Genomic DNA, 18,747 nt, shown 5'->3' with positions numbered 1-18,747 from the left:
GATAGCGGCGCTGGCCGCCGGCTCGGGCTGGTCAGCCCTGGCTCACTGGCCGCCGGGCGTGCGCACGCCGATCCAGGCATCGCGCACCTGATTGTAGTGCACCTGCGGGTTATAGGTCGCGACCTTCAGCCCCAGCCGGGTCGAATTCAACTGGCCGGTGGCGGAAAGCACGGCATAGGAGGCGACAACGCGGTCCCGCTGGGCGATGACCAGATTGGCGCGGGCGTCGAACAGCGCCGTCTGCGCGTTCAGCACATCGAGCGTGGTGCGCTGGCCGACACGCCATTCCTCGCGAACGCCGCGCAGCGCGATCTCATTGGCGGCGACGGAGGCCTGCGCCGATTCGATGGCCGCCTTGGCCGCTTCGAGATTGCCCCAGTACTGGACCACGTTGGCGCGGACCTGCTCCCGGTTCACATCCACCTCGATGCGGTACTGGCCGAGCGTCTCCTTGCTCTGCCGGATGGTCGCGAACTCGCTGCCACCCTGGTAGATCGGCACGGAGAGGTTGAGCGTGGCCGAAGCGGCGGTCTGCCGCTCGGTGTATTGCGCGCTGTTATAGTCGGACGACGCGGAGCCGTTCAGGGTCAGCGTCGGCGACAGGGCGGCTTCGGCGACCTTAACATTGGCCACCGCCGCATCCACGGCAAACTCGGCCGACTTTACCGCCGGATGGTTGCTGAGCCCGGAACTCACAGCCGCCGGCAGCGTCTTGGGCAGCATGCCGTCGATCGGGCGGCCCGGCGACAGCTTGGTCGGACGCAGGCCGATCACCTGATAGAACACGGCGTTGGAGGCGTTCAGGTTGGAGTCGGCGAGCGCGAGCTGGCTCTGTGCGTCGGCCACGCTGGCCTCCGCCTGGGCGACGTCGGTCCGGGTGATCTCGCCCACGGCGAATCGATCGCGGGCGGCCCGCAACTCCTCGCGCAGGGCCTCAAGGTTCTGCTTCTGCAGTTCCACCAGCGCGGCGTTCTGAAGCACGTTCATATAGGCGGTGGCGGCATCGAGCAGCACGAGTTGCTCGGTATTGCGCAGCAATTCGCGCTGACCTTTCACCTGCGACTCGGCGCTGCGCACGGAGTTCGCGGTCCTCAGGCCGTTATAGATGGTCTGGCTGATGGTCACGCCGACGCCGGTCGGCGTCGTGCGGGTGTTGCTGATGGCATTGTTGCCCTGCAGCAGCGCATAGCCGGAATCGACACGCGTCTCCGCCCATTGCGCGCCAGCATAGGCACTGCCGAAGACCTGCGGCCGATAGCCGGCCAGGGCGATCGGCACATATTCGTCAGTGGCACGCGTGGCGGCACGCTGGGAATTAAGCGTGGGATTATTCTTGTAGGCGGCAGCGAGAGCCTGTTCGAGGGTCTGCGCGTGCGCCGAAAGCGAGGAAGCACTGAAAAAAGCGACCGCCGCAAACGCGACGATCCTGCCCCCGGTAGCAGACAGCCACATGGTCCAAACCCCTGCGAACTCATTACTTGTTCGGAGCCGCCTACAATAGGGCGGCTCTCTGATTCACGTCTGACGCCTATGCAGGATAGGTGCTGGGCGGGGGGCTGTGAACCGTCCCCACCGCGCCGCCGGACGATTTAATCGGACGCGCGGCAGATCAGCCACAGCCTGTCCGCAAACCCTTAGAACACAAAACCCGGACGCGCCTCGAAACCGGGAAGCGTCGGCACGCCGGCATCGAACACGATGCGCGAGCCGATTCCGCCGGGCGTATTGGTGAACACGGTGGCCCGTCCGGCCCGGCCGCGGCCGATCACGGCCACCAGCCGGCCGCCCGGCTTGAGCTGGCTGAACAGCACGGGCGGCACATCATCAACCGAGCCGTTGATGAAAATCACGTCATAGGGGGCTTCAGCCGCCCAGCCCGCCGTCATCGGCCCCTGCACATAGGCCGCGTTGAGCAGGCCGAGATCGACCAGCACGCTCGAACCCTGCGCAGCGAGTTCGGCATCTTCCTCAAGCGACACCACCTGCCCGGCGAGCTTGGCCAGCACGGCCGTGGAATAGCCGGTGGCGGCGCCGATATCGAGCACCAGCGCATCCGGGCCGATCTCGGCGGCCTGCAGCAGCTTGGCCAGCACCATCGGCTCCATCAGGCAGCGCGCGGGGCTGCCTTCCTTCACCACCAGATCATCGTCGATATAGGCAAAGTTCTGGAGACCGGCCGGAACGAAACGCTCGCGCGGTGTCTCCATCATGGCGGCGACGATGCGCAGGTCGGTCACGTCGTTGGCGCGCACCTGCGCGTCCACCATGGCACGACGCATCTCAGCGAAATCGATCATGTCGAGACAACCTTCGGAAACGGGCCCGGCCCCCCAGGGAGGCTCAGGCGGTAACGTCGCAGCAGAATTGCGGCACACGCGGACGCAATGCAAGCCTCGTTGCAGGATTCCCTCGTCGCCGGTTTCCCTTGTCGCGGCGCCCGTCCCGCACAGCCCGGATCGTCACCCTGGCGTCATGTCGCCGGGGATGGAACCGATGAGGTCCGTTGCCGATCCCTAACGGCTCTGTTATGAGGCGCCCGGTCCTTCGGTCGGGAGACATCCCGCGCACCGATCGGCCACGTGGCGGAGTGGTTACGCAGCGGACTGCAAATCCGCGTACGGGGGTTCGATTCCCTCCGTGGCCTCCAGTTCACGCGCGCGCCGCCGGGATTGCCGCAACGCACCCGGCGGCGCGTGTCGCGCATGCTACACTCGTAGCTTGCCGGTGCCTGCGCGGGGGCCGCAGGTTTGACAACGCCAGCCGATCGTCGTTGATGAGGCCGCCGCCGCGCGCGGCCCGCGACCGCGCCTCGGGCGGAGCCTGTCGGCACCGCAATGGCCCTCTGCAAAGGAATTGCCTGATGGTGCCTGCCAAGCTGGCCAACACCTTCCGCAACATGGTCTCGCCGGAGACGCGGGACACGGTGAAGCGGCTGTTCATGACCGATGGACGCCGCCACTGGAAGGGCTACGCCATCTCCTTCGTCTTCATGGGTCTGATGGCCGGCTCCACCTCGGGGCTCGCCTATCTCATGGGCACAGTGATCAACCGTATCTTCGTCGAGCAGAACTCGGCGGCGATCTGGATTCTCTCCGCTTCCGTGCTGGCGCTCAGCATCATCAAGGGCTTCGCGTCATACGGGCAGTCCGTCACGCTCGCCCGCGTCGGCAACCGCATCGTCGCCGACAATCAGAAGCGGGTGCTCGACCGACTCTTCTCGCAGGATGTGCGCTTCTTCAGCGGCAGCCACACCGCCGAAATCATGCTGCGCTTCACCACGGGTGCGCAGGGCGCGCGCAATGTCCTGAATCTCATCATCACCAGCCTCGGCCGCGATCTTCTCTCGGTCATCGGCCTGACGGCGGTCATGATCATCCAGGATCCCTTCATGGCGCTGATCGGCCTCATCGTCATGCCGATCGCCGTCGGTGGCGTGCGCGGCCTGATCCGCAAGGTGCAGAAGATCTTCTCGCGGGAATTCCACGCCGCCTCGCAGATCATGACCGAGTCGATCGAAGCGTTTCAGGGCATCCGCACGGTGAAGTCCTTCACCATGGAGGACGACCTGCGCACCAAGATTTATGACCGCGTCGACCGCATGGAAAAGGCGTCCAACCGGATGATCCGGGCGCAGTCGCAGTCGGGCCCGCTGATGGAGGCCCTTGGCGGCGTCGCGATCGGCCTGGTCGTCATGTATGCCGGCTGGGGCGTGCTGCACGCGGGACGGACCCCGGGCGAGTTCTTCTCCGTCATCACCGCCCTTCTGCTCAGCTATGAGCCGGCCAAGCGCCTCGCGCGGCTCAACATCGACCTCACCACGCACCTCATCGGCGCGCGCATGCTGTTCGACATCCTCGACCGTCCCGCTGTCGAGACCGACCAGCCCGGCACGCCGGCGCTGAACATCGAGAAGGGCGAAATCGCCTTCGACGACGTCCATTTCGGCTATCGCGAGGATGAGCCGGTGCTGCGCGGGCTGAGCTTCATCGCCGAGGCCGGCAAGACGACGGCGCTGGTCGGCCCCTCGGGCGGCGGCAAGAGCACCATCATGAGCCTCATCGAGCGGTTCTACGAGGTCGATTCGGGAACCATCCAGATCGACGGGCAGGACATACGCGGCGTCACCTACCGGTCGCTGCGCGAGGCCGTCGGCTTCGTCAGCCAGGATGTGTTCCTGTTCTCCGGCACGATCCGCGAGAATATCGCGACCGGACGTCCCGGAGCCTCCGACGAGGACATCATGGAAGCCGCCCGTGCCGCCAATGCGCACAACTTCATCATGGGCTTCAATGACGGCTATGACAGCCGCGTCGGCGAACATGGCGCCCAGCTCTCCGGCGGCCAGCGCCAGCGCATCGCCATTGCCCGCGCCTTCCTCAAGAACGCGCCCATCCTGCTGCTGGACGAGGCCACAGCCGCGCTCGACAGCGAATCGGAGGCCGAGGTCCAGAAGGCGCTGCGCCTGCTGGAACAGAACCGCACCACCATCGTCATCGCCCACCGGCTGCAGACTGTCGTGAACGCCGATCGCATCTGCGTCATCGACAGCGGCCGGGTGGTCGAAAGTGGCCGCCACGAAGAGCTGGTGGCCAAGCGCGGGCGCTATTTCAACTTCCACCAGCTGCAGTTTTCCGGGCAGGAAGAACGCCTCAGCGCGTGAGAATATCCACAGGCAACGCGGTTGCGACTTCACAAACCGGAATCGCGTTGCTATATGGCCGGCCTCCGAGGCGCTCAGGCGCGTCTCTGTTCCCTGATAGCTCAGTTGGTAGAGCGTTCGACTGTTAATCGAATGGTCGCAGGTTCGAGTCCTGCTCAGGGAGCCACTCTTTCTCATCCCCACATTGTCCGGCTTATGCCCCCGCGCCGTTTCATCGAGGCGGCGTGGACCCTTGTCGCGACCCTCGGCATCCGGCGGCCTGTCGTCACCGTGATGTCCGCCGGCACCTACCACAGCACACGAAACTGAACCCGGTGTCCGAGACGGGATGGCGGCGTCTCGCGCCCGCCTCAGCCGCGCCGCGCGCTTGCGGGCGTGGCGGCTTGACGCCATAGTCGCGCCACGGATTCCCGGCCTCGACGCGCGCCGTTCCGGCACCGCCCGCGCGGGGCCGGCGCCCCTCGTTTCGCGGACGGGACGCTCCCTCTCTTTCGAGCTCCCGAATGCCGCGCAAGCCACAGAACATCCTCTACGCCGCCGACGAGAAGCCCCCCGTCACCACGCTGCTGATTCTCGGCGTCCAGCACGCGACGCTGTCGCTGCTGTTCATCGTCTATCCGCTGGTGGCGGCCACCGAGGCAGGCCTGTCCTTCGATGCCACCCAGACGCTGATCACCAGCTGCATCATCTTCATGGGCGTGGCGACGCTGCTGGAATGCTGGCCGCGCACCGGGTCGGGGCTGCTGCTCGTGCAGATCCCGAACATGGCGCATCTGCCGCTGGCGATGCAGTCCTATGCGGCGGGCGGCCCGGCGGTCTATGTGACGATGAGCCTGATCGCGGCGCTCACGCAGCTCTCGCTCACCCGCTTCATGAACGCGATGCGCACGCTGTTCCCGCCGGAAATCTGCGGCGTGGCGGTCACCATGCTGGGCGTGGCGCTGGCCGAGCCCTCGCTGCGCCGCATGTTCGGCCTCGGCGAGGAAGCAGGCTCGCTGGCGGATGGACGCTATATTCTGGTGAGCTTCACCGCACTCGCGGTGATCGTGCTTCTGGCCATTTTCTCGCGCGGCCTGCTGCGGCTGTTCGCGGTGGCGATCGGCGCCGCCGTCGGCTGGTTCCTCGCCATCTATACCGGCGTCGCGATCGCGCCGGACGAGGCGACGTACTCCACCCTGCCCTATATCGACCTGCCGAGCCTGGGCTGGCCCGGCCTCGGCTTTTCCTGGGCCATCCTCCCGGCGGCGATCCTGACCGGAGTGATCTCGGCGGTGGACATGCTGGGTACCGTCGTCTCCATGCAGCGCATGGACGATGCCGACTGGCGCCGGGCCGACATGAATCAGGCGGCCCGCGCCATCCGCGCCAATACGGTGAGCGACATGGGCACGGCGGTGACCGGGGGCTTTGCCAGCGCCTCCTCCTCCGCCGCCATCGGCGTCGCCTTTGCCACTGGCTCGACCTCCTGGCGCATCGGCATCGTCTCGGGCGTGGTCATGCTGCTCGCGGCCTTCTCGCCCAAGCTGATCGCCTCGCTGACCGTGATTCCGGCGCCGGTGATCGGCGCCATCCTGCTCTACAGCGCCGCCTTCCTGATCGTCGCCGGCATGGAGCTGATCCTGTCCCGCCGCCTGTCCGACCGGCGCATCTTCACCGTCGGCTTCGCCGTGCTGGCGGGCCTTGCCGTCGCGGTGCTCCCGGAACTGGTCCACCAGTCGCCGGAATGGGCCCAGCCGATCCTTGAATCGCCGCTCTCGGTCTCCACGGCGGTCGCCGTGATCCTCAACCTCGTGTTCCAGATCGGCATCCGCCAGACCGCCTCCGTCCCGGTGACGGCGGAGGACAACCCCTTCACAACCGCGATGGAGTTCCTGGAGCGGCAGGGCGATCTGTGGGGCGCGCGGCGCGATGTCATCGCCGCCGCGATCCCGGTGGTGGCCGAGGCGGTGGAAACGCTCATCGACACGGGCGTGGCCGACGGCGCGCTGGAGATGGAGGCGCGTTTCGACGAGACCAATTTCGATGTCTCGCTGCTCTACACGGGCGAGGCGATCGAGATACCCACGCTGCGCCCCTCCCCCGAGGACCTGCTCGGCGACGCAAAGGCGGTCGCGCGTTTCGTCGGCTACATGCTGAGCAAGCGGGCGGACAAGCTGGTGCTGGGCAAGCGCGGCGAGCGGCAGGCGCTGACCCTGCGTTTCGAGCATTGATCAGAGGTTTCTAAATACCACTCAGGCTTGCGCAGCCTGGTTCTTTGTGGCTAGCTCAATCGCCGGACGCGGCGCCCCATGGCGCTGCCCGCTGGTGACCGGACGGGATTATCACGCCTATGCAGATCGATCGCTTCATCGAGCAGGATGTCATCATCACCACCGTGAAGGGGCGGCTCGACAGCAGTTCCTCGCACAAGCTGGATGATTTTCTGGCCGAGATCCCGGCCGGCAACAACGCGATCCTGCTGGATTTCGCCGAGCTCACCTATATCAGCTCGGCCGGCCTGCGCGTCGTGCTGAAGGCGACCAAGCTCGCCCGCAGCCATGGCGTGGCGCTCGCCATTTGCAGCCTCGTCCCGCAGGTGCACGAGGTGTTCGACGTCAGCGGCTTCACCACGCTGATTCCGATTCACCCGGACCGCGGCGCGGCCCTCGCTTCCTTCGCGTGAGCCATCTTCCCTAACGGAAGAATCAGGGCAGGCAGGCAATGATCATCCGGGAGATCGACCTTCGCTTGCCGAACCAGCTCTCGCAGATGGAGAAGCTGGTCGCCGCGCTGGAGTTTTTCACCGAGACCTGCGCGATCCCGCCCAAGCCGGCCTACCGGCTGACCCTGGCCGTCGACGAGTTCGTCAACAACGCCGTCGATTACGGCTATGGCGACGGGCGGCCCGGCGAGATCGGCGTTCATGTGCGCCATTTGGGCGACGCGCTGGAGCTTACCCTGACCGATGACGGCGACCCGTTCGATCCGTTCAACGCTCCGCCCCCGGACCTGACCGGCTCACTGGAGGAGCGGCGCATCGGCGGGCTGGGGGTGCATCTGGTGCGCACGATGGCCGACAGCTTCGCCTATAAGCGCGAGGACGGCCGCAACGTGGTGTCGCTGCGCCTCGCTCTGGGTGAGGCACCGGCGTCGTCCGCGCCGGCCTGAGCCGCCCCCAGCCGCGCAAGGTGGCAACCGCGCTCAGCTCGCGTCGATCGAGCGATGCGCCTGGGTGAAGTCGTTCACCAGCCGCCGCGCCGTCCACACGATCCGCTCGAACAGCATGGTCATGCGGAACAGCGCGTTCTGCGCCGCCGGGGCGATTTCGTATTGGGCGGACAGGCGCTGGCGCAGTTCTTCCATCAGATGGTCGCGGTGGCCGAGCAGGCCCAGAACCAGCGACGCATCCTCCGTGCCGAGACTCTCGCCATGGTCGGCGACGGCGTACAGGATGGCATGCAGCGCCTCGATCAGACGCTGCGCGGTGTCGATGCCCTGCGCCTCGCGCGCGGCCTCGGCGAACTCCGCCAGGGCCTCATGCAGGGCGCCGACATCGCTTGCCCCCTCATCGATCAGCAGCGCGCTCGCCACCTGCTCGCGGGTCAGCGCGCCATCCAGCAGCGTGGCGAGATACGCCTTTATGGTGCCGGCGAGCGACTGGCCGGCAATTTTGAGCGTCGCCGCCGGCGGCGTCGAAGTGTCGGCATCGTCGCGCACATGATCGAGCATCAGCGGCAGGCGCGCGGTCAGCCGGGCCAGTTCGCGCAGCGACAGGTCGAGCGCGGTCGCCGGATCGGCGGACGCGGCGCGCAGCAGGAAGACGGGCTGGGCCAGCGTCTCCGCCGGATTGGCCGGCAGCAGGTGCAGGAGCAGGCGCCGGGTCGGCAGCTCGACCAGATTGGTGATGAAGGCCCCGCCGATCTGCGTCAGCAGGAAGACGATGGCGACCTGCGCCCCGGCCTCTTCCCCGGCCATTCCCAATATCCCGCTCACATGATCGGGATATTGGGACGCGCCGAGGCAAAGCAGGGCCAGCAGCACCGAGCCGGCGATCTTCTGCACCGCCTGCAGCGCGAAGACGATCCGGCCGGAGGTCGCCTCGCCGGGAATCATCAGCATGTTGTTAAAGGAGCTGGCGAAATTCGCGCCGGCCAGCAGCGGCAGCGCCGCCGAGATGTCCAGCAGCCCGCCGCTGACCGCCGCCACCGCGATCGCCGCCGCCACCGAGGAGGATTGCGCGGCAAAGGCAAAGGCGGCTCCGATCCCGGCCAGGAGCCACGGATTGCCGAGGGCGATCGCCCATAGCGGATTGCCCATCAGGCTTTCGCGCATCGGCCCCACCGCGATGGAGACCAGATGCATGCCGAACAGCAGCAGCGCGCCGCCGAGCGCCGCTTCCAGCGCGTTGCGCATGCGGTCGCCGCGCGCCAGCTTGAAATAGGTCGCGAAGCCGACCAGGCCGATCACGATCGCCGCCGGCGTCGCCGTGTCGATGGCCACGATCAGCGGCAGCAGCGCGGTGCCGACATTGGCCCAGGTCGGCGCCATCAGCGCGGGGCCGTCAGGCAGCACGCCGCCGCGCACGAAGGAGACGATGATCCAGGAGACGGCGGTGGAGCTCTGCGTCACCATGCCGGCGATCATGCCGCTGATCGCCGAACTCGCCGACCCCTTGAGCGCATGAGCGAAGGCGGCACGCGCCCGGCGCCCGATCAGGGGCACCAGATTGGCCGAGAGGCCGCGCACGCCGATGAAGAACAGGCCGAGCCCGCTCAGCAGAAAGCCGATCGGTCCCATGCCTCAGGCTCCGCCCCGCGGCCGCGCGCCGGTCCGATCCATGGCGTTCATCCGCCGAGCCCGAGCAGCGCGTTGATCTTGCCCATCAGCCGCGGCAACTCCACCGGCTTGGTGTCGAAGTCGTCGCATCCGGCCGCCAGCGCCTCCTCGCGGTCCTGCGCCATGGCATGGGCGGTGAGCGCGATGACGGGAATGGCGGCGGTCGCCGGGTCGGCCTTGACCCGCCGCGTCGCCTCCCAGCCATCGAGGATCGGCAGGCTCATATCCATCAAAATGAGGTCCGGCTGCTGGGCGAGGGCCAGGTCGACCCCCTCCTGCCCGTTGACCGCGACCACGACCTCGAAGCCGTTGCGCGCGAGGCGCCGGCTCAGCATGTCGCGATTCATCTCATTGTCTTCGACCAGCAAAATCTTCGGCATGTCCCCTCCTCACCCGTTCCGGTGGCTGGCGATGCTCGCCAGCGCCGAGCCGAGCGTGCCGATGGGCTGGGCGCTCTTGTTGAGAATGAGCAGCGTGTTGCGGGCGAGGAACTCACGTTCCTCGCTGGTCAGTTCCTTGGCGGTGAGCACCACGATCGGCAGATCGGCAAAGCGGGCATCGGTCCGCACACGGGTCAGGAACTCGAAGCCGTCCATCTCCGGCATCATCAGGTCGAGCAGCACCAGCGCCGGCAGGTGATGGGCATCGAGCCACTCAATGGCGGCCTTGCCATTGGCGGCCTCCGCCACATGCAGGCCGACATCCTCGATGGTCGAGCGCACCATGGCGCGCACATGCGGATCGTCGTCGATCACGAGGACCAGCCCCTCCTCCGCACCCGGCGCGAATTTATGGATCAGGGCGATCAGCCGCTGCCGGTCGATCGGCTTGGTCATGTATTCGGAGGCACCGAGCGAATAGCCAAGGTTCCGGTCGTCGACGATGGTGAGCATGATGACCGGAATATGCTCCAGCGCCGGCTCGGATTTCATGATGCCGAGCACCGACCAGCCGTCGATCTTCGGCATCATCACATCGAGCGTCACGATGTCCGGCGGCTCGCGGCGCATGATGTTCAGCGCCTCGATGCCGTCGCGCGCATGGCGCAGCACATAGCCTTCCTTGCCGAGCGTCGCCGCCAGCACCTCATGCACCGCCGGGTCGTCATCGACCACTAGCACGGTGATGGCGCCGGGCTCCGCCGGCGCGCCGGGATCGGCGATCTCGGGCGCCGCCACGCTATCCAACGCGGCCTTGGTCTCGGCCGGCAATTCGATGGTAAAGGTGGAGCCGATGCCCGGCTCGCTCCTCACGCTGATAGTGCCGCCGAGCATGGCGGCGAAATGCTTGGTGATGGTGAGCCCGAGCCCGGTGCCGCCGAAATTGCGGGTGGTCGAGCTGTCGGCCTGGGTGAAGGCCTGGAACAGCCGCCCCATCTGCTCCTCGCTCATGCCGATGCCGCTATCGGACACCTCGAAGCGCACCACCTCGCCGGCCGCGCTCTGGTCGCGGACGAGGCGCAGCACCACTTCGCCATTCTTGGTGAATTTGGCGGCGTTGCTGAGCAGGTTGATCAGGCTCTGCTTGAGCTTGGTCACATCGGTGCGCAGCGAGCCGATGTCGATCGGGCTGTCGATGACGAAGCGGTTCTCGTTCTTCGCCATCATCGGGCTGACGATGGTCTTCACCTCCTCCACCATGCGGGAGAGGAAGACCTGTTCCAGATAGACATCCATCCGCCCGGCCTCGATCTTCGACAGGTCGAGAATGTCGTTGATCAGCCCGAGCAGGTGCTTGCCAGCGGCCTGGATCTTGTCGAGGTCGGCCACCATGGCGGTGTTGCCCTCATCGGCGGCATCCTCGGAGAGGATCTCGCTGTAGCCAATGATGGCGTTGAGCGGGGTGCGCAGCTCATGGCTCATATTGGCGAGGAAGGCGGACTTCACGCGGCTGGCCGATTCCGCGGCCTCCTTGGCCTCGCGCAGCTGGTGCTCCATGCGCACGCGGTCGCTGATGTCGACGAAGGTGGCGATGATCGCCGGCGCGCCGCGGAACTCCAGATGCTCATGCGAGACGATGGTGAAGATCGGCGTGCCGTCGGCGCGGGGCAGGCTGAATTCCTGCCGCTCGGTGGAGGGGCTGAGCAGAATGTCGATCAGCCGCGCGGTCTGTTCGGTGTCGCCCACCAGCGCGGCGATCGGCCGGTCGATGATGGTGGCGGCATCGCGCCCGATGAGGCGGCCGAAACAGCCATTGGTATGGCGCACCACATGGGTCTTGATGTCCATGATGACGAGGCCGACCGGCGCGGCCGCGTCGATGGCCCGCAACTGTTCCTCATCCTCGCGCAGCTTCATCTCGGCGAGCTTGCGCTCGGTGATGTCGGTATAGATGGCGATGAAGCCGCCGCCCGGCACCGGGTCGCGCCGCACTTCGAGATAGGTGCCGTCCGGGCGCACGCGCTCGAAGGAATGGGGATGGTCGAGCTGCTTGATGCGCTGGGCCAGCGCCACCTCGATATCGACCTCGCCGAACTCGCCGCGCGCGCCGAGATAGCGAATGTAGTCGGCGAAAGTGTGCTCGGAGGTCAGGAACTCGTCGGGCATGTCGAGATATTCGCGGAACAGCTTGTTCCACGTCACCAGACGGTGCTCGCCATCATACATGGCGACGCCCTGGGACATGTTCTCCAGCGTCGCCCGCAGCAGGGTCGCCTCGCGCCCGTCCAGTCCCTCGTCGGCCAGCGTACCGCCGGCGGCGTTCTCCGTGGGCTTGTCCATGTGTCCCTCCCCTCGCGCCGTGTTCTTAAGGCTTGTCCGTGTCCGGCATCAGCGTCAGCAGGATCGCCGCCATGTCGTCAAAGGCCGGCAGCCCCTCCTCGAAGGCGCGCACATCGCGGACCAGACGGTGCAGCGGGCTCGCCTTCTCCGCACCGAGTGCGGCGAACAGGGCGCTCAGCCGCTCCTCGCCATACAATGTCTCGCCGGCATTCTGCGCTTCGGTGAAGCCGTCCGTCACCACCAGCAACCGGTCGCCCGGCGCCAGCGTGGCGCTGGCCGAGCGGTAGGGGAATTCTTCCATGATGCCGAGCGCCGGACCGCCAAATCCGTTCAGCCGGGTCACCTCGCCATCCGCGCCGCGCAGGAAGGGCGCGACATGGCCGGCGCGGACATAGGCAAGCTGGCCGCTTGGCGCGTGCAGCACCGCCAGCAGGAAGGTCACGAACATGCAGCCGGCATTGCCACGGGCGAGCGCGTCATTGACCATGGAGACCGCCCGCGCGGGATCGCCAAACAGCGCCGGCGCATCCGGCCGCGACGCCAGCGAGCGGCACATGGCGTGGGTGCGGGCCATCATCAGCGCGGCGGCCGCGCCCTTGTCGGACACGTCGCCGATCACCAGGACCATAAGATCCTCGCCGACCGTGAAATAGTCGACCAGATCGCCGCCCACTTCCTTGGCCGGCTCCAGCAGCGCGTCGATGGCAATGGCGCGGCCGGCCACCTCGCCCTCGAAGGGCGGCGGCACGAGGGCGAGCTGGAGCGTGCGCGCCTCGTTCAGCTCAAGCTGCTTGCGGCGCAGCTCGTCGCGGGTGCGGTCGCGCAGAGCCTTCTTCTCCAGCGTGGTCATCACCCGCGCGCGCAGCAGCGTCGGGTTGAACGGCTTGAAGATGAAATCATCCGCGCCCAGCTCGATGCAGCGCACCACCGGGTCGATCTCGTTGAGCGCGGAGACGACGATCACCGGCAGATCATGGATGGTGCCGTCCGCGCGCAACGCATCCAGCACGCCGAAACCGTCCAGCTCCGGCATCATGATGTCGAGCAGCACGAGGTCATAGGGCGTCTTGGCGATGGCGGCGAGCGCCTCATGGCCGTTCGCCGCCTCGTCGATGCGGCTGAAGCCGTAGCGTTTGAGCCGGCGGATCAGCAGGTCGCGGTTCTCGGCGACGTCATCAACCACCAGAATCGCCGCGTTCGGGTCTGCCATTGGCCCGCCTGTCCCCGCTCCATGAAGCCGCGCGGAATATCCACGCAAAGCACGGACTTAGCAACGCCCGAAGCCGCCTCACGCTGGGTCAGGGACGGGCCTCTCCACGTCACAATAGCGTCCCGCGGACGCAGCGGCATGGCAATAGGGCGCGCGGCTGCCTAGATAGGACGGGAGACGAGGTGGATCCGATGCAAAGATTTTTGGGCGCCCGCGTGGCTATCATCCTCGCCGTGCTGCTGGTGTCGAGCCTGCCTGCCGCCGCCCAGACATCGACCAGCCAGGGAAACCGCTACATGCCGCAGCGCCCGGACTCGGTGAAGCCGAACAGCCAGAACCTGATGCAGGGCCCGTCCTATTGGACCCCTCAGCAGCGCCGGCTCAATGTGCCCGGCGCCACCGCCAATCCCAGCCTGCGCCGCGACACCGGGCCCTATCCGCCCCCGCCCTTGCCGACCGCGCCGCCGCCGAAGAAACCGGCGAGCTGACGCGGGAGGGAGGGGGCTGAGGGAGATGATCAGAAGGCCCGGTTGATGGACACCGTGAACGCCTGGGTCGTCGTCGCCCCGGAGAAGGTGCCGCTCAATATGCCGGTATCCTCGAAGCCGCCGCGGGCCGAAGTGGAGAATGGCCCCGCATAGGACAGGCTGACGGTTTCCGTCATCGCATAGCTGTAGCTGAAATCGACGAACCAGTTCGCGGTGAGGAAGTAGGTGGCGCCGACGATGATCTCGCCGCCCCACGCCCAGTCGGAGGCCGAATAGCTGTCTGATCGTCCGGTGATGTCGTAGTGCACGCCATTGATGTCGGCGAGACCGACGACATCGTTGAACGTGTAGTTCACCCGCGACAAGGTCGGCCCGGCGCCCAGATACAGGAACCCCCAATCGAAGGAGCGGCCGATAAACGGCACCAGCCCGAACTGGTTGTCGATGCTGGTGCTGTAGGAGCGGGCGACGACATTGCCGGTGAAGGTCGATGGCGAGGCGCCGGTGAACGCCCCGACCTGCGGCACGACCACAGGCTGGATCTGCGCGTCGCCGCCGACGTAATTATAGGTGAACTTGGCGCCCCACAGCCAATTGGTACCGGCAATATGCTGGAAATAGCCCAGTTGCGCCGCCCCGGCGAGATCGTTCGAGGTGTCGAAGCCGGGGCTCATCGGCCCGCCGGCCCAGCCGGATCCCACCTCCACCCCATTCTGGTAGATCGTGGAAACACCCTGCGCATAGAGGGTCTGGTCGGTGAAACGGGTGGAGTTGATACTGCCGCCGGCGCCGATGAAGAACGCGCTGTCGGGCACAAGCGAGGTGACGGTGACGGGCGCTGCGGGGGCCTTGTTGACCACCTGCGCCTGCGTGATCGTACCCGTGGCGGCGAGTCCAGCCACCGCACAGAATAAGCTGACGGTCTTCATGACGTTCCTCCTGCGGCCCGATGGGCCAATGCCGAAAAGAACGACCGTCTCCGGGCCGCGACGGAGAATGAAACATCGCGACAGGCCGGGGACGATGATGACCGCCCCCAATAATCACCAAGAATCAGCGTGACCTGTATCCGAACGACGCTACAGACGCGCCCCCGGCTTCACAACCGCACCGGCCCTTGCGGATGAAGGCGCCCGCACCGCGCCAATAAAAAGCCCGGAGATCGCGCTCCGGGCTTTCAAGGTCTGACGGCGCAGGGCGGAGCGGTTTGCCGCTCAGTCGCGCAGCAGGTCCGGCGGGCTCGCCTCCGCCACCAGCGAGGCCAGCGCCTCGTCCAGCGTCATCGCGGTCTGGTTCGGCGAGCCGAGGCGGCGGATCGAGACGGTGCGCTCGGCGGCCTCCTTGCGGCCGACCACCACCAGCGCCGGCACCTTAGCCAGCGAGTGCTCGCGCACCTTGTAGTTGATCTTCTCGTTGCGCAGGTCGAGCTCGACGCGCAGGCCGCGCTTCTTCGCCAGCGCGACGATCTCGCGGGCGTAGTCGTCGCCCTCGGAGGTGATGGTCGCCACCACCGCCTGCACCGGCGCCAGCCAGAGCGGGAAATGCCCGGCATGGTGCTCGATCAGGATGCCGGTGAAACGCTCCATCGAGCCGCAAATGGCGCGGTGGATCATTACCGGCGTCTTCTTGGTGCCGTCGGCATCGACATAGAAGGCGCCGAAGCGTTCCGGCAGGTTGAAATCGACCTGCGTCGTGCCGCACTGCCATTCGCGCCCGATCGCGTCGCGCAGCGTGTACTCGAATTTCGGGCCGTAGAAGGCGCCCTCGCCCGGCAGGATGCCGGTCTTGATCTTGCCGCCGGACTCCGCCTCGATCTGGGTCAGCACCCGGCCCATCACATCCTCGGCGTGATCCCACACCGCGTCCGAGCCGACGCGCTTCTCGGGGCGCGTGGAGAGCTTCACGACGATCTCCTCGAAGCCGAAATCGGCATAGGTGGAGAGGATCAGCTCGTTGATCTTCAGGCACTCCGCCGCCATCTGCTCCTCGGTGCAGAAGATGTGGGCGTCGTCCTGGGTGAAACCGCGCACGCGCATCAGGCCGTGCAGCGCGCCCGACGGCTCGTAGCGATGCACCGCGCCGAATTCGGCGAGGCGCATCGGCAGGTCGCGATAGGACTTCAGGCCGTGCTTGAAGATCTGTACATGGCCGGGGCAGTTCATGGGTTTGAGCGCATAGACGCGATCATTGTCCTCGGTGTCGCCGGCCGGCTGCACCTTGAACATGTTGTCCTTGTACCAGCCCCAATGGCCGGAGGTCTCCCACAGCGACTTGTCGAGCACCTGCGGGGCGTTGACCTCGGCATAGTCGGCGGCAAGGCGCCGGCGCATATAGGCGACGAGGTTCTGGAACAGGTTCCAGCCCTTGGGGTGCCAGAACACGACGCCCGGCCCCTCCTCCTGGAAGTGGAACAGGTCCATCTCCCGCCCGAGCCGGCGATGGTCGCGCTTCTCGGCTTCCTCCAGCTGGAGGATATAGGCGTCGAGCTCTTCGCGATTGCGCCAGGCGGTGGCATAGATGCGGGTCAGCATCTGGTTGTTGCTGTCGCCGCGCCAATAGGCCCCGGCCACCTTCATCAGCTTGAAAGCGTCGCCCACCTTGCCGACGCTCGGCATGTGCGGGCCGCGGCACAGGTCGAACCAGGTGCCCTGCTTGTAGATCTTGATCGACTGGTCGGCCGGGATCGCGTCCACCAGCTCGACCTTGAACGCCTCGCCCTTCTCGGCGAAGACGCGCTTGGTCGTCTCGCGGTCCCACTCCTCCTTGGTGAAGGGCGCGTCGCGGGCGATGATCTCGCGCATCTTCTTCTCGATCGCGCCGAAATCCTCCGGGGTGAAGGGCTCGTTGCGGAAGAAGTCGTAATAGAAGCCGTTCTCGATCACCGGGCCGATGGTCACCTGGGTGCCCGGCCACAGCGCCTGCACGGCTTCCGCCAGCACATGGGCGGCGTCGTGGCGGATCAGTTCCAGCGCCTCGGGGCTCTCGCGGGTGACGATCTCGAATTTCGCGTCTGATGTGATGGGGTCGGACAGGTCGCTCAGCACGCCGTCGAGCTTCATCGCCAGCGACTTCTTGGCCAGCGACTTGGCGATGGAGGCGGCGACCTCGGTGCCGGTGGTGCCGGAGGCATAGGCTCGGACGGCGCCATCGGGAAAGGTGAGGTGCACAGTTGCCGGCCCGCCGGCAACGTTCTGGCTCGCGAGATTATCAGACATCGGATTTTCTCCCGCCCACTCCTGCGAACCACGCAGGTAGGCTTGTTGGTCAGGTGTCGCGCGGGCCCTCTTGCTTTTCGGGCGTGCGCGCGTAGCGCCACGGCATATACCACGCGGCTTTCGCGGGCAATTCGGCCGGCACGCACTCGAAGCCCGACCCGCCCCACGGGTTGCAGCGGCAGACCCGCCCGGCCGCCATCCAGCCGCCGACCCAGGCGCCATGCCGGTCGATCGCCTCCTCGGCAAATTCCGAGCAGGTCGGCAGATAGCGGCATTGCCGGCCCATGAAGGCGGAGAAGGTATAGCGGTAGAGGAGGATGGGCAGCCGCAGCGCGAGGCGCGGCAGGCGGGAAATGACGCCGCGCGCGCTCTTATTCATCGACACGCACCCCTAACGAGGAACCGCCGGGACTCCCGCGCGTTGCCGACGCACAAGCGGTCAGAAGGTTCATTTCATGCGGAAGACGGCGTCCTTCACTCTCGCGGCGATTCTGGTAGCCGCCCTTGCCTTTCCCGCTCTCGCCCAGGAGCCTCCAGCCGCGCACAACCCGCCGGCCGCCGTTGCGCCCCACCCGGCGCCGGCCGCTCCGCCCGGCCCCGACGGCGGCACGCAGCCCGATCCCGCGGCGGCCAATCAGCCCGATGTCGATCCCGACATGCAGCGCGTCGCCGCCTGCAAGGCCGACGCCCTGGCCAAGCTGAAGCAGCGTTCCCCCTCGATCGAGGACATCTATATCGAGATCGACGGCCTCACCATCGCGCAGGCCGAATCCAAGCTCGGCGACACGAAGGTCAAGGGCATCATCATGGGCGAGGCCTATATCCAACGCGATCGCTCCGACACCGCCAACCGCTTCCTCTGCCTCACCGGCGAGAATGACGAGGTGCTGTTCACCTTCTTCACCGAACGCTGAGGCGGACACCTCTCGTCGTCCCGAAGAGAGAACGTCATCCCGGCCGGAGGCGTAGCCGCAGAGCCGGGATCGCTCGCCGTTCTGCCCACGATCCCGGATCGGCCTGCGGCCGTCCGGGATGACGACATTGGGAGCCACCGTCGCCCCTACTCCGCCGCGGTCGCCTTCGCCTCGATCTTTTCGAGCGCGTCGACCACGGCGTCGAAGGTCAGCAGGGTCGAGGCATGGCGCGCCTTGTAGTCGCGCACCGGCTCCAGCACGGCGAGTTCGGCCCAGCGCCCTTCCGGGGCGGGACCGTTCTCCTTCAGCATCCGCCGCACCGCCTCGCGCACGGCGCGCAGCTCGGCCGGGGTCGAGCCGACCGCCAGCGCCCCCATCACCGAGGACGACGCCTGGCCGAGCGCGCAGGCCCGCACATCATGGGCGAAATCCGTCACCACTCCGTCCTTGATAGCGAGATCCACCGTCACGGTGGAGCCGCAAAGTCGGGAATGCGCGGTTGCCGTCGCATCCGGCGCCGCCAGCCGCCCGAGGCGTGGTATATCGGCTGCCAGTTCAAGGATGCGGCGATTATAGACCTCGTTCAGCATGCTTGTCCGTCCATCGCGTCGCGTGCCGCGGCTGCGTTGCAGGCCACCCTTGCCACCCTATATAGGATCGGGTGGCTGTGAGCGAAAGCAACCGCCCGCGAAAGCAACCGGATGTCGCTTCCGGCACCCTCGCGA

16 protein-coding genes and 2 tRNA genes are annotated in these 18,747 nt (G+C 66.7%); 8 read left to right on the top strand and 10 right to left on the bottom strand.

What is annotated here, in order from left to right:
- Positions 1–42: 42 nt before the first annotated feature.
- Positions 43–1,452, bottom strand: coding sequence for a TolC family outer membrane protein (locus KIP89_RS03370; protein ID WP_213754004.1), 1,410 nt, complete (start codon positions 1,450–1,452; stop codon positions 43–45).
- A 182-nt stretch (positions 1,453–1,634) separates the two neighbouring features.
- Positions 1,635–2,297, bottom strand: a complete 663-nt coding sequence (locus KIP89_RS03365; RefSeq protein WP_213754003.1) for a protein-L-isoaspartate O-methyltransferase family protein — start codon at positions 2,295–2,297, stop codon at positions 1,635–1,637.
- A gap of 276 nt (positions 2,298–2,573) precedes the next feature.
- On the opposite strand from KIP89_RS03365, the gene KIP89_RS03360 reads away from it, so the two are divergent.
- The 6 genes from KIP89_RS03360 (at position 2,574) to KIP89_RS03335 (ending at position 7,807) form a co-directional block, all read left to right on the top strand.
- Positions 2,574–2,647 (top strand) — tRNA-Cys (locus KIP89_RS03360).
- Between the two features lie 213 nt (positions 2,648–2,860).
- Positions 2,861–4,660, top strand: coding sequence for an ABC transporter ATP-binding protein (locus KIP89_RS03355; RefSeq protein WP_213754002.1), 1,800 nt, complete (start codon positions 2,861–2,863; stop codon positions 4,658–4,660).
- A 90-nt stretch (positions 4,661–4,750) separates the two neighbouring features.
- Positions 4,751–4,826: transfer RNA gene (locus tag KIP89_RS03350), tRNA-Asn, on the top strand.
- A 337-nt stretch (positions 4,827–5,163) separates the two neighbouring features.
- Positions 5,164–6,870, top strand: coding sequence for a uracil-xanthine permease family protein (locus KIP89_RS03345; protein WP_213754001.1), 1,707 nt, complete (start codon positions 5,164–5,166; stop codon positions 6,868–6,870).
- A gap of 119 nt (positions 6,871–6,989) precedes the next feature.
- Positions 6,990–7,322 carry an STAS domain-containing protein gene (locus KIP89_RS03340; protein ID WP_213754000.1) on the top strand — a complete coding sequence of 111 codons (333 nt, stop codon included), beginning with the start codon at positions 6,990–6,992 and terminating at the stop codon, positions 7,320–7,322.
- A 38-nt stretch (positions 7,323–7,360) separates the two neighbouring features.
- Positions 7,361–7,807, top strand: a complete 447-nt coding sequence (locus tag KIP89_RS03335; RefSeq protein WP_213753999.1) for an ATP-binding protein — start codon at positions 7,361–7,363, stop codon at positions 7,805–7,807.
- 33 nt (positions 7,808–7,840) lie between these two features.
- On the opposite strand, the gene KIP89_RS03330 is transcribed toward KIP89_RS03335, so the two are convergent.
- The 4 genes from KIP89_RS03330 to KIP89_RS03315 are packed head-to-tail and all read right to left on the bottom strand — an operon-like array spanning position 7,841 to position 13,405.
- A complete protein-coding gene (locus KIP89_RS03330) occupies positions 7,841–9,436 on the bottom strand; it encodes a Na/Pi cotransporter family protein (RefSeq protein WP_213753998.1) in 1,596 nt (531 codons plus the stop codon).
- A gap of 47 nt (positions 9,437–9,483) precedes the next feature.
- Positions 9,484–9,855 carry a response regulator gene (locus tag KIP89_RS03325; protein ID WP_213753997.1) on the bottom strand — a complete coding sequence of 124 codons (372 nt, stop codon included), beginning with the start codon at positions 9,853–9,855 and terminating at the stop codon, positions 9,484–9,486.
- Positions 9,856–9,864: 9 nt separating this feature from the next.
- Positions 9,865–12,195, bottom strand: a complete 2,331-nt coding sequence (locus KIP89_RS03320; RefSeq protein ID WP_213753996.1) for a response regulator — start codon at positions 12,193–12,195, stop codon at positions 9,865–9,867.
- A gap of 25 nt (positions 12,196–12,220) precedes the next feature.
- The gene (locus KIP89_RS03315) at positions 12,221–13,405 is read right to left on the bottom strand and encodes a PP2C family protein-serine/threonine phosphatase (RefSeq protein WP_213753995.1); all 1,185 of its coding nucleotides are present in this window, start codon (positions 13,403–13,405) and stop codon (positions 12,221–12,223) included.
- Between the two features lie 191 nt (positions 13,406–13,596).
- Between KIP89_RS03315 and KIP89_RS03310 the strand changes: the two genes are divergently transcribed.
- Complete coding sequence (locus KIP89_RS03310) at positions 13,597–13,893, top strand: hypothetical protein (protein ID WP_213753994.1); 297 nt, start codon at positions 13,597–13,599, stop codon at positions 13,891–13,893.
- 29 nt (positions 13,894–13,922) lie between these two features.
- On the opposite strand, the gene KIP89_RS03305 is transcribed toward KIP89_RS03310, so the two are convergent.
- The 3 genes from KIP89_RS03305 to yidD all read right to left on the bottom strand — a co-directional run bounded on the left by KIP89_RS03305 (position 13,923) and on the right by yidD (position 17,487).
- Positions 13,923–14,822 (bottom strand): outer membrane protein, encoded by a 900-nt coding sequence (locus KIP89_RS03305; protein ID WP_213753993.1) that lies wholly within the window; start codon positions 14,820–14,822, stop codon positions 13,923–13,925.
- Positions 14,823–15,107: 285 nt separating this feature from the next.
- A complete protein-coding gene (gene thrS / locus KIP89_RS03300; protein ID WP_213753992.1) occupies positions 15,108–17,108 on the bottom strand; it encodes a threonine--tRNA ligase in 2,001 nt (666 codons plus the stop codon).
- 49 nt (positions 17,109–17,157) lie between these two features.
- Positions 17,158–17,487, bottom strand: coding sequence for a membrane protein insertion efficiency factor YidD (gene yidD / locus KIP89_RS03295; RefSeq protein ID WP_213753991.1), 330 nt, complete (start codon positions 17,485–17,487; stop codon positions 17,158–17,160).
- Positions 17,488–17,563: 76 nt separating this feature from the next.
- Between yidD and KIP89_RS03290 the strand changes: the two genes are divergently transcribed.
- Complete coding sequence (locus KIP89_RS03290) at positions 17,564–18,022, top strand: hypothetical protein (protein ID WP_213753990.1); 459 nt, start codon at positions 17,564–17,566, stop codon at positions 18,020–18,022.
- 146 nt (positions 18,023–18,168) lie between these two features.
- Here the strand turns inward: KIP89_RS03290 and KIP89_RS03285 are convergent, their stop codons facing one another.
- Positions 18,169–18,612 carry an iron-sulfur cluster assembly scaffold protein gene (locus KIP89_RS03285; RefSeq protein ID WP_213753989.1) on the bottom strand — a complete coding sequence of 148 codons (444 nt, stop codon included), beginning with the start codon at positions 18,610–18,612 and terminating at the stop codon, positions 18,169–18,171.
- Positions 18,613–18,747: the final 135 nt, after the last annotated feature.

This window comes from Ancylobacter radicis, from assembly GCF_018449475.1.
Lineage (GTDB): Bacteria > Pseudomonadota > Alphaproteobacteria > Rhizobiales > Xanthobacteraceae > Ancylobacter > Ancylobacter radicis.
This window is presented reverse-complemented; position numbering and strand designations above follow the sequence as displayed.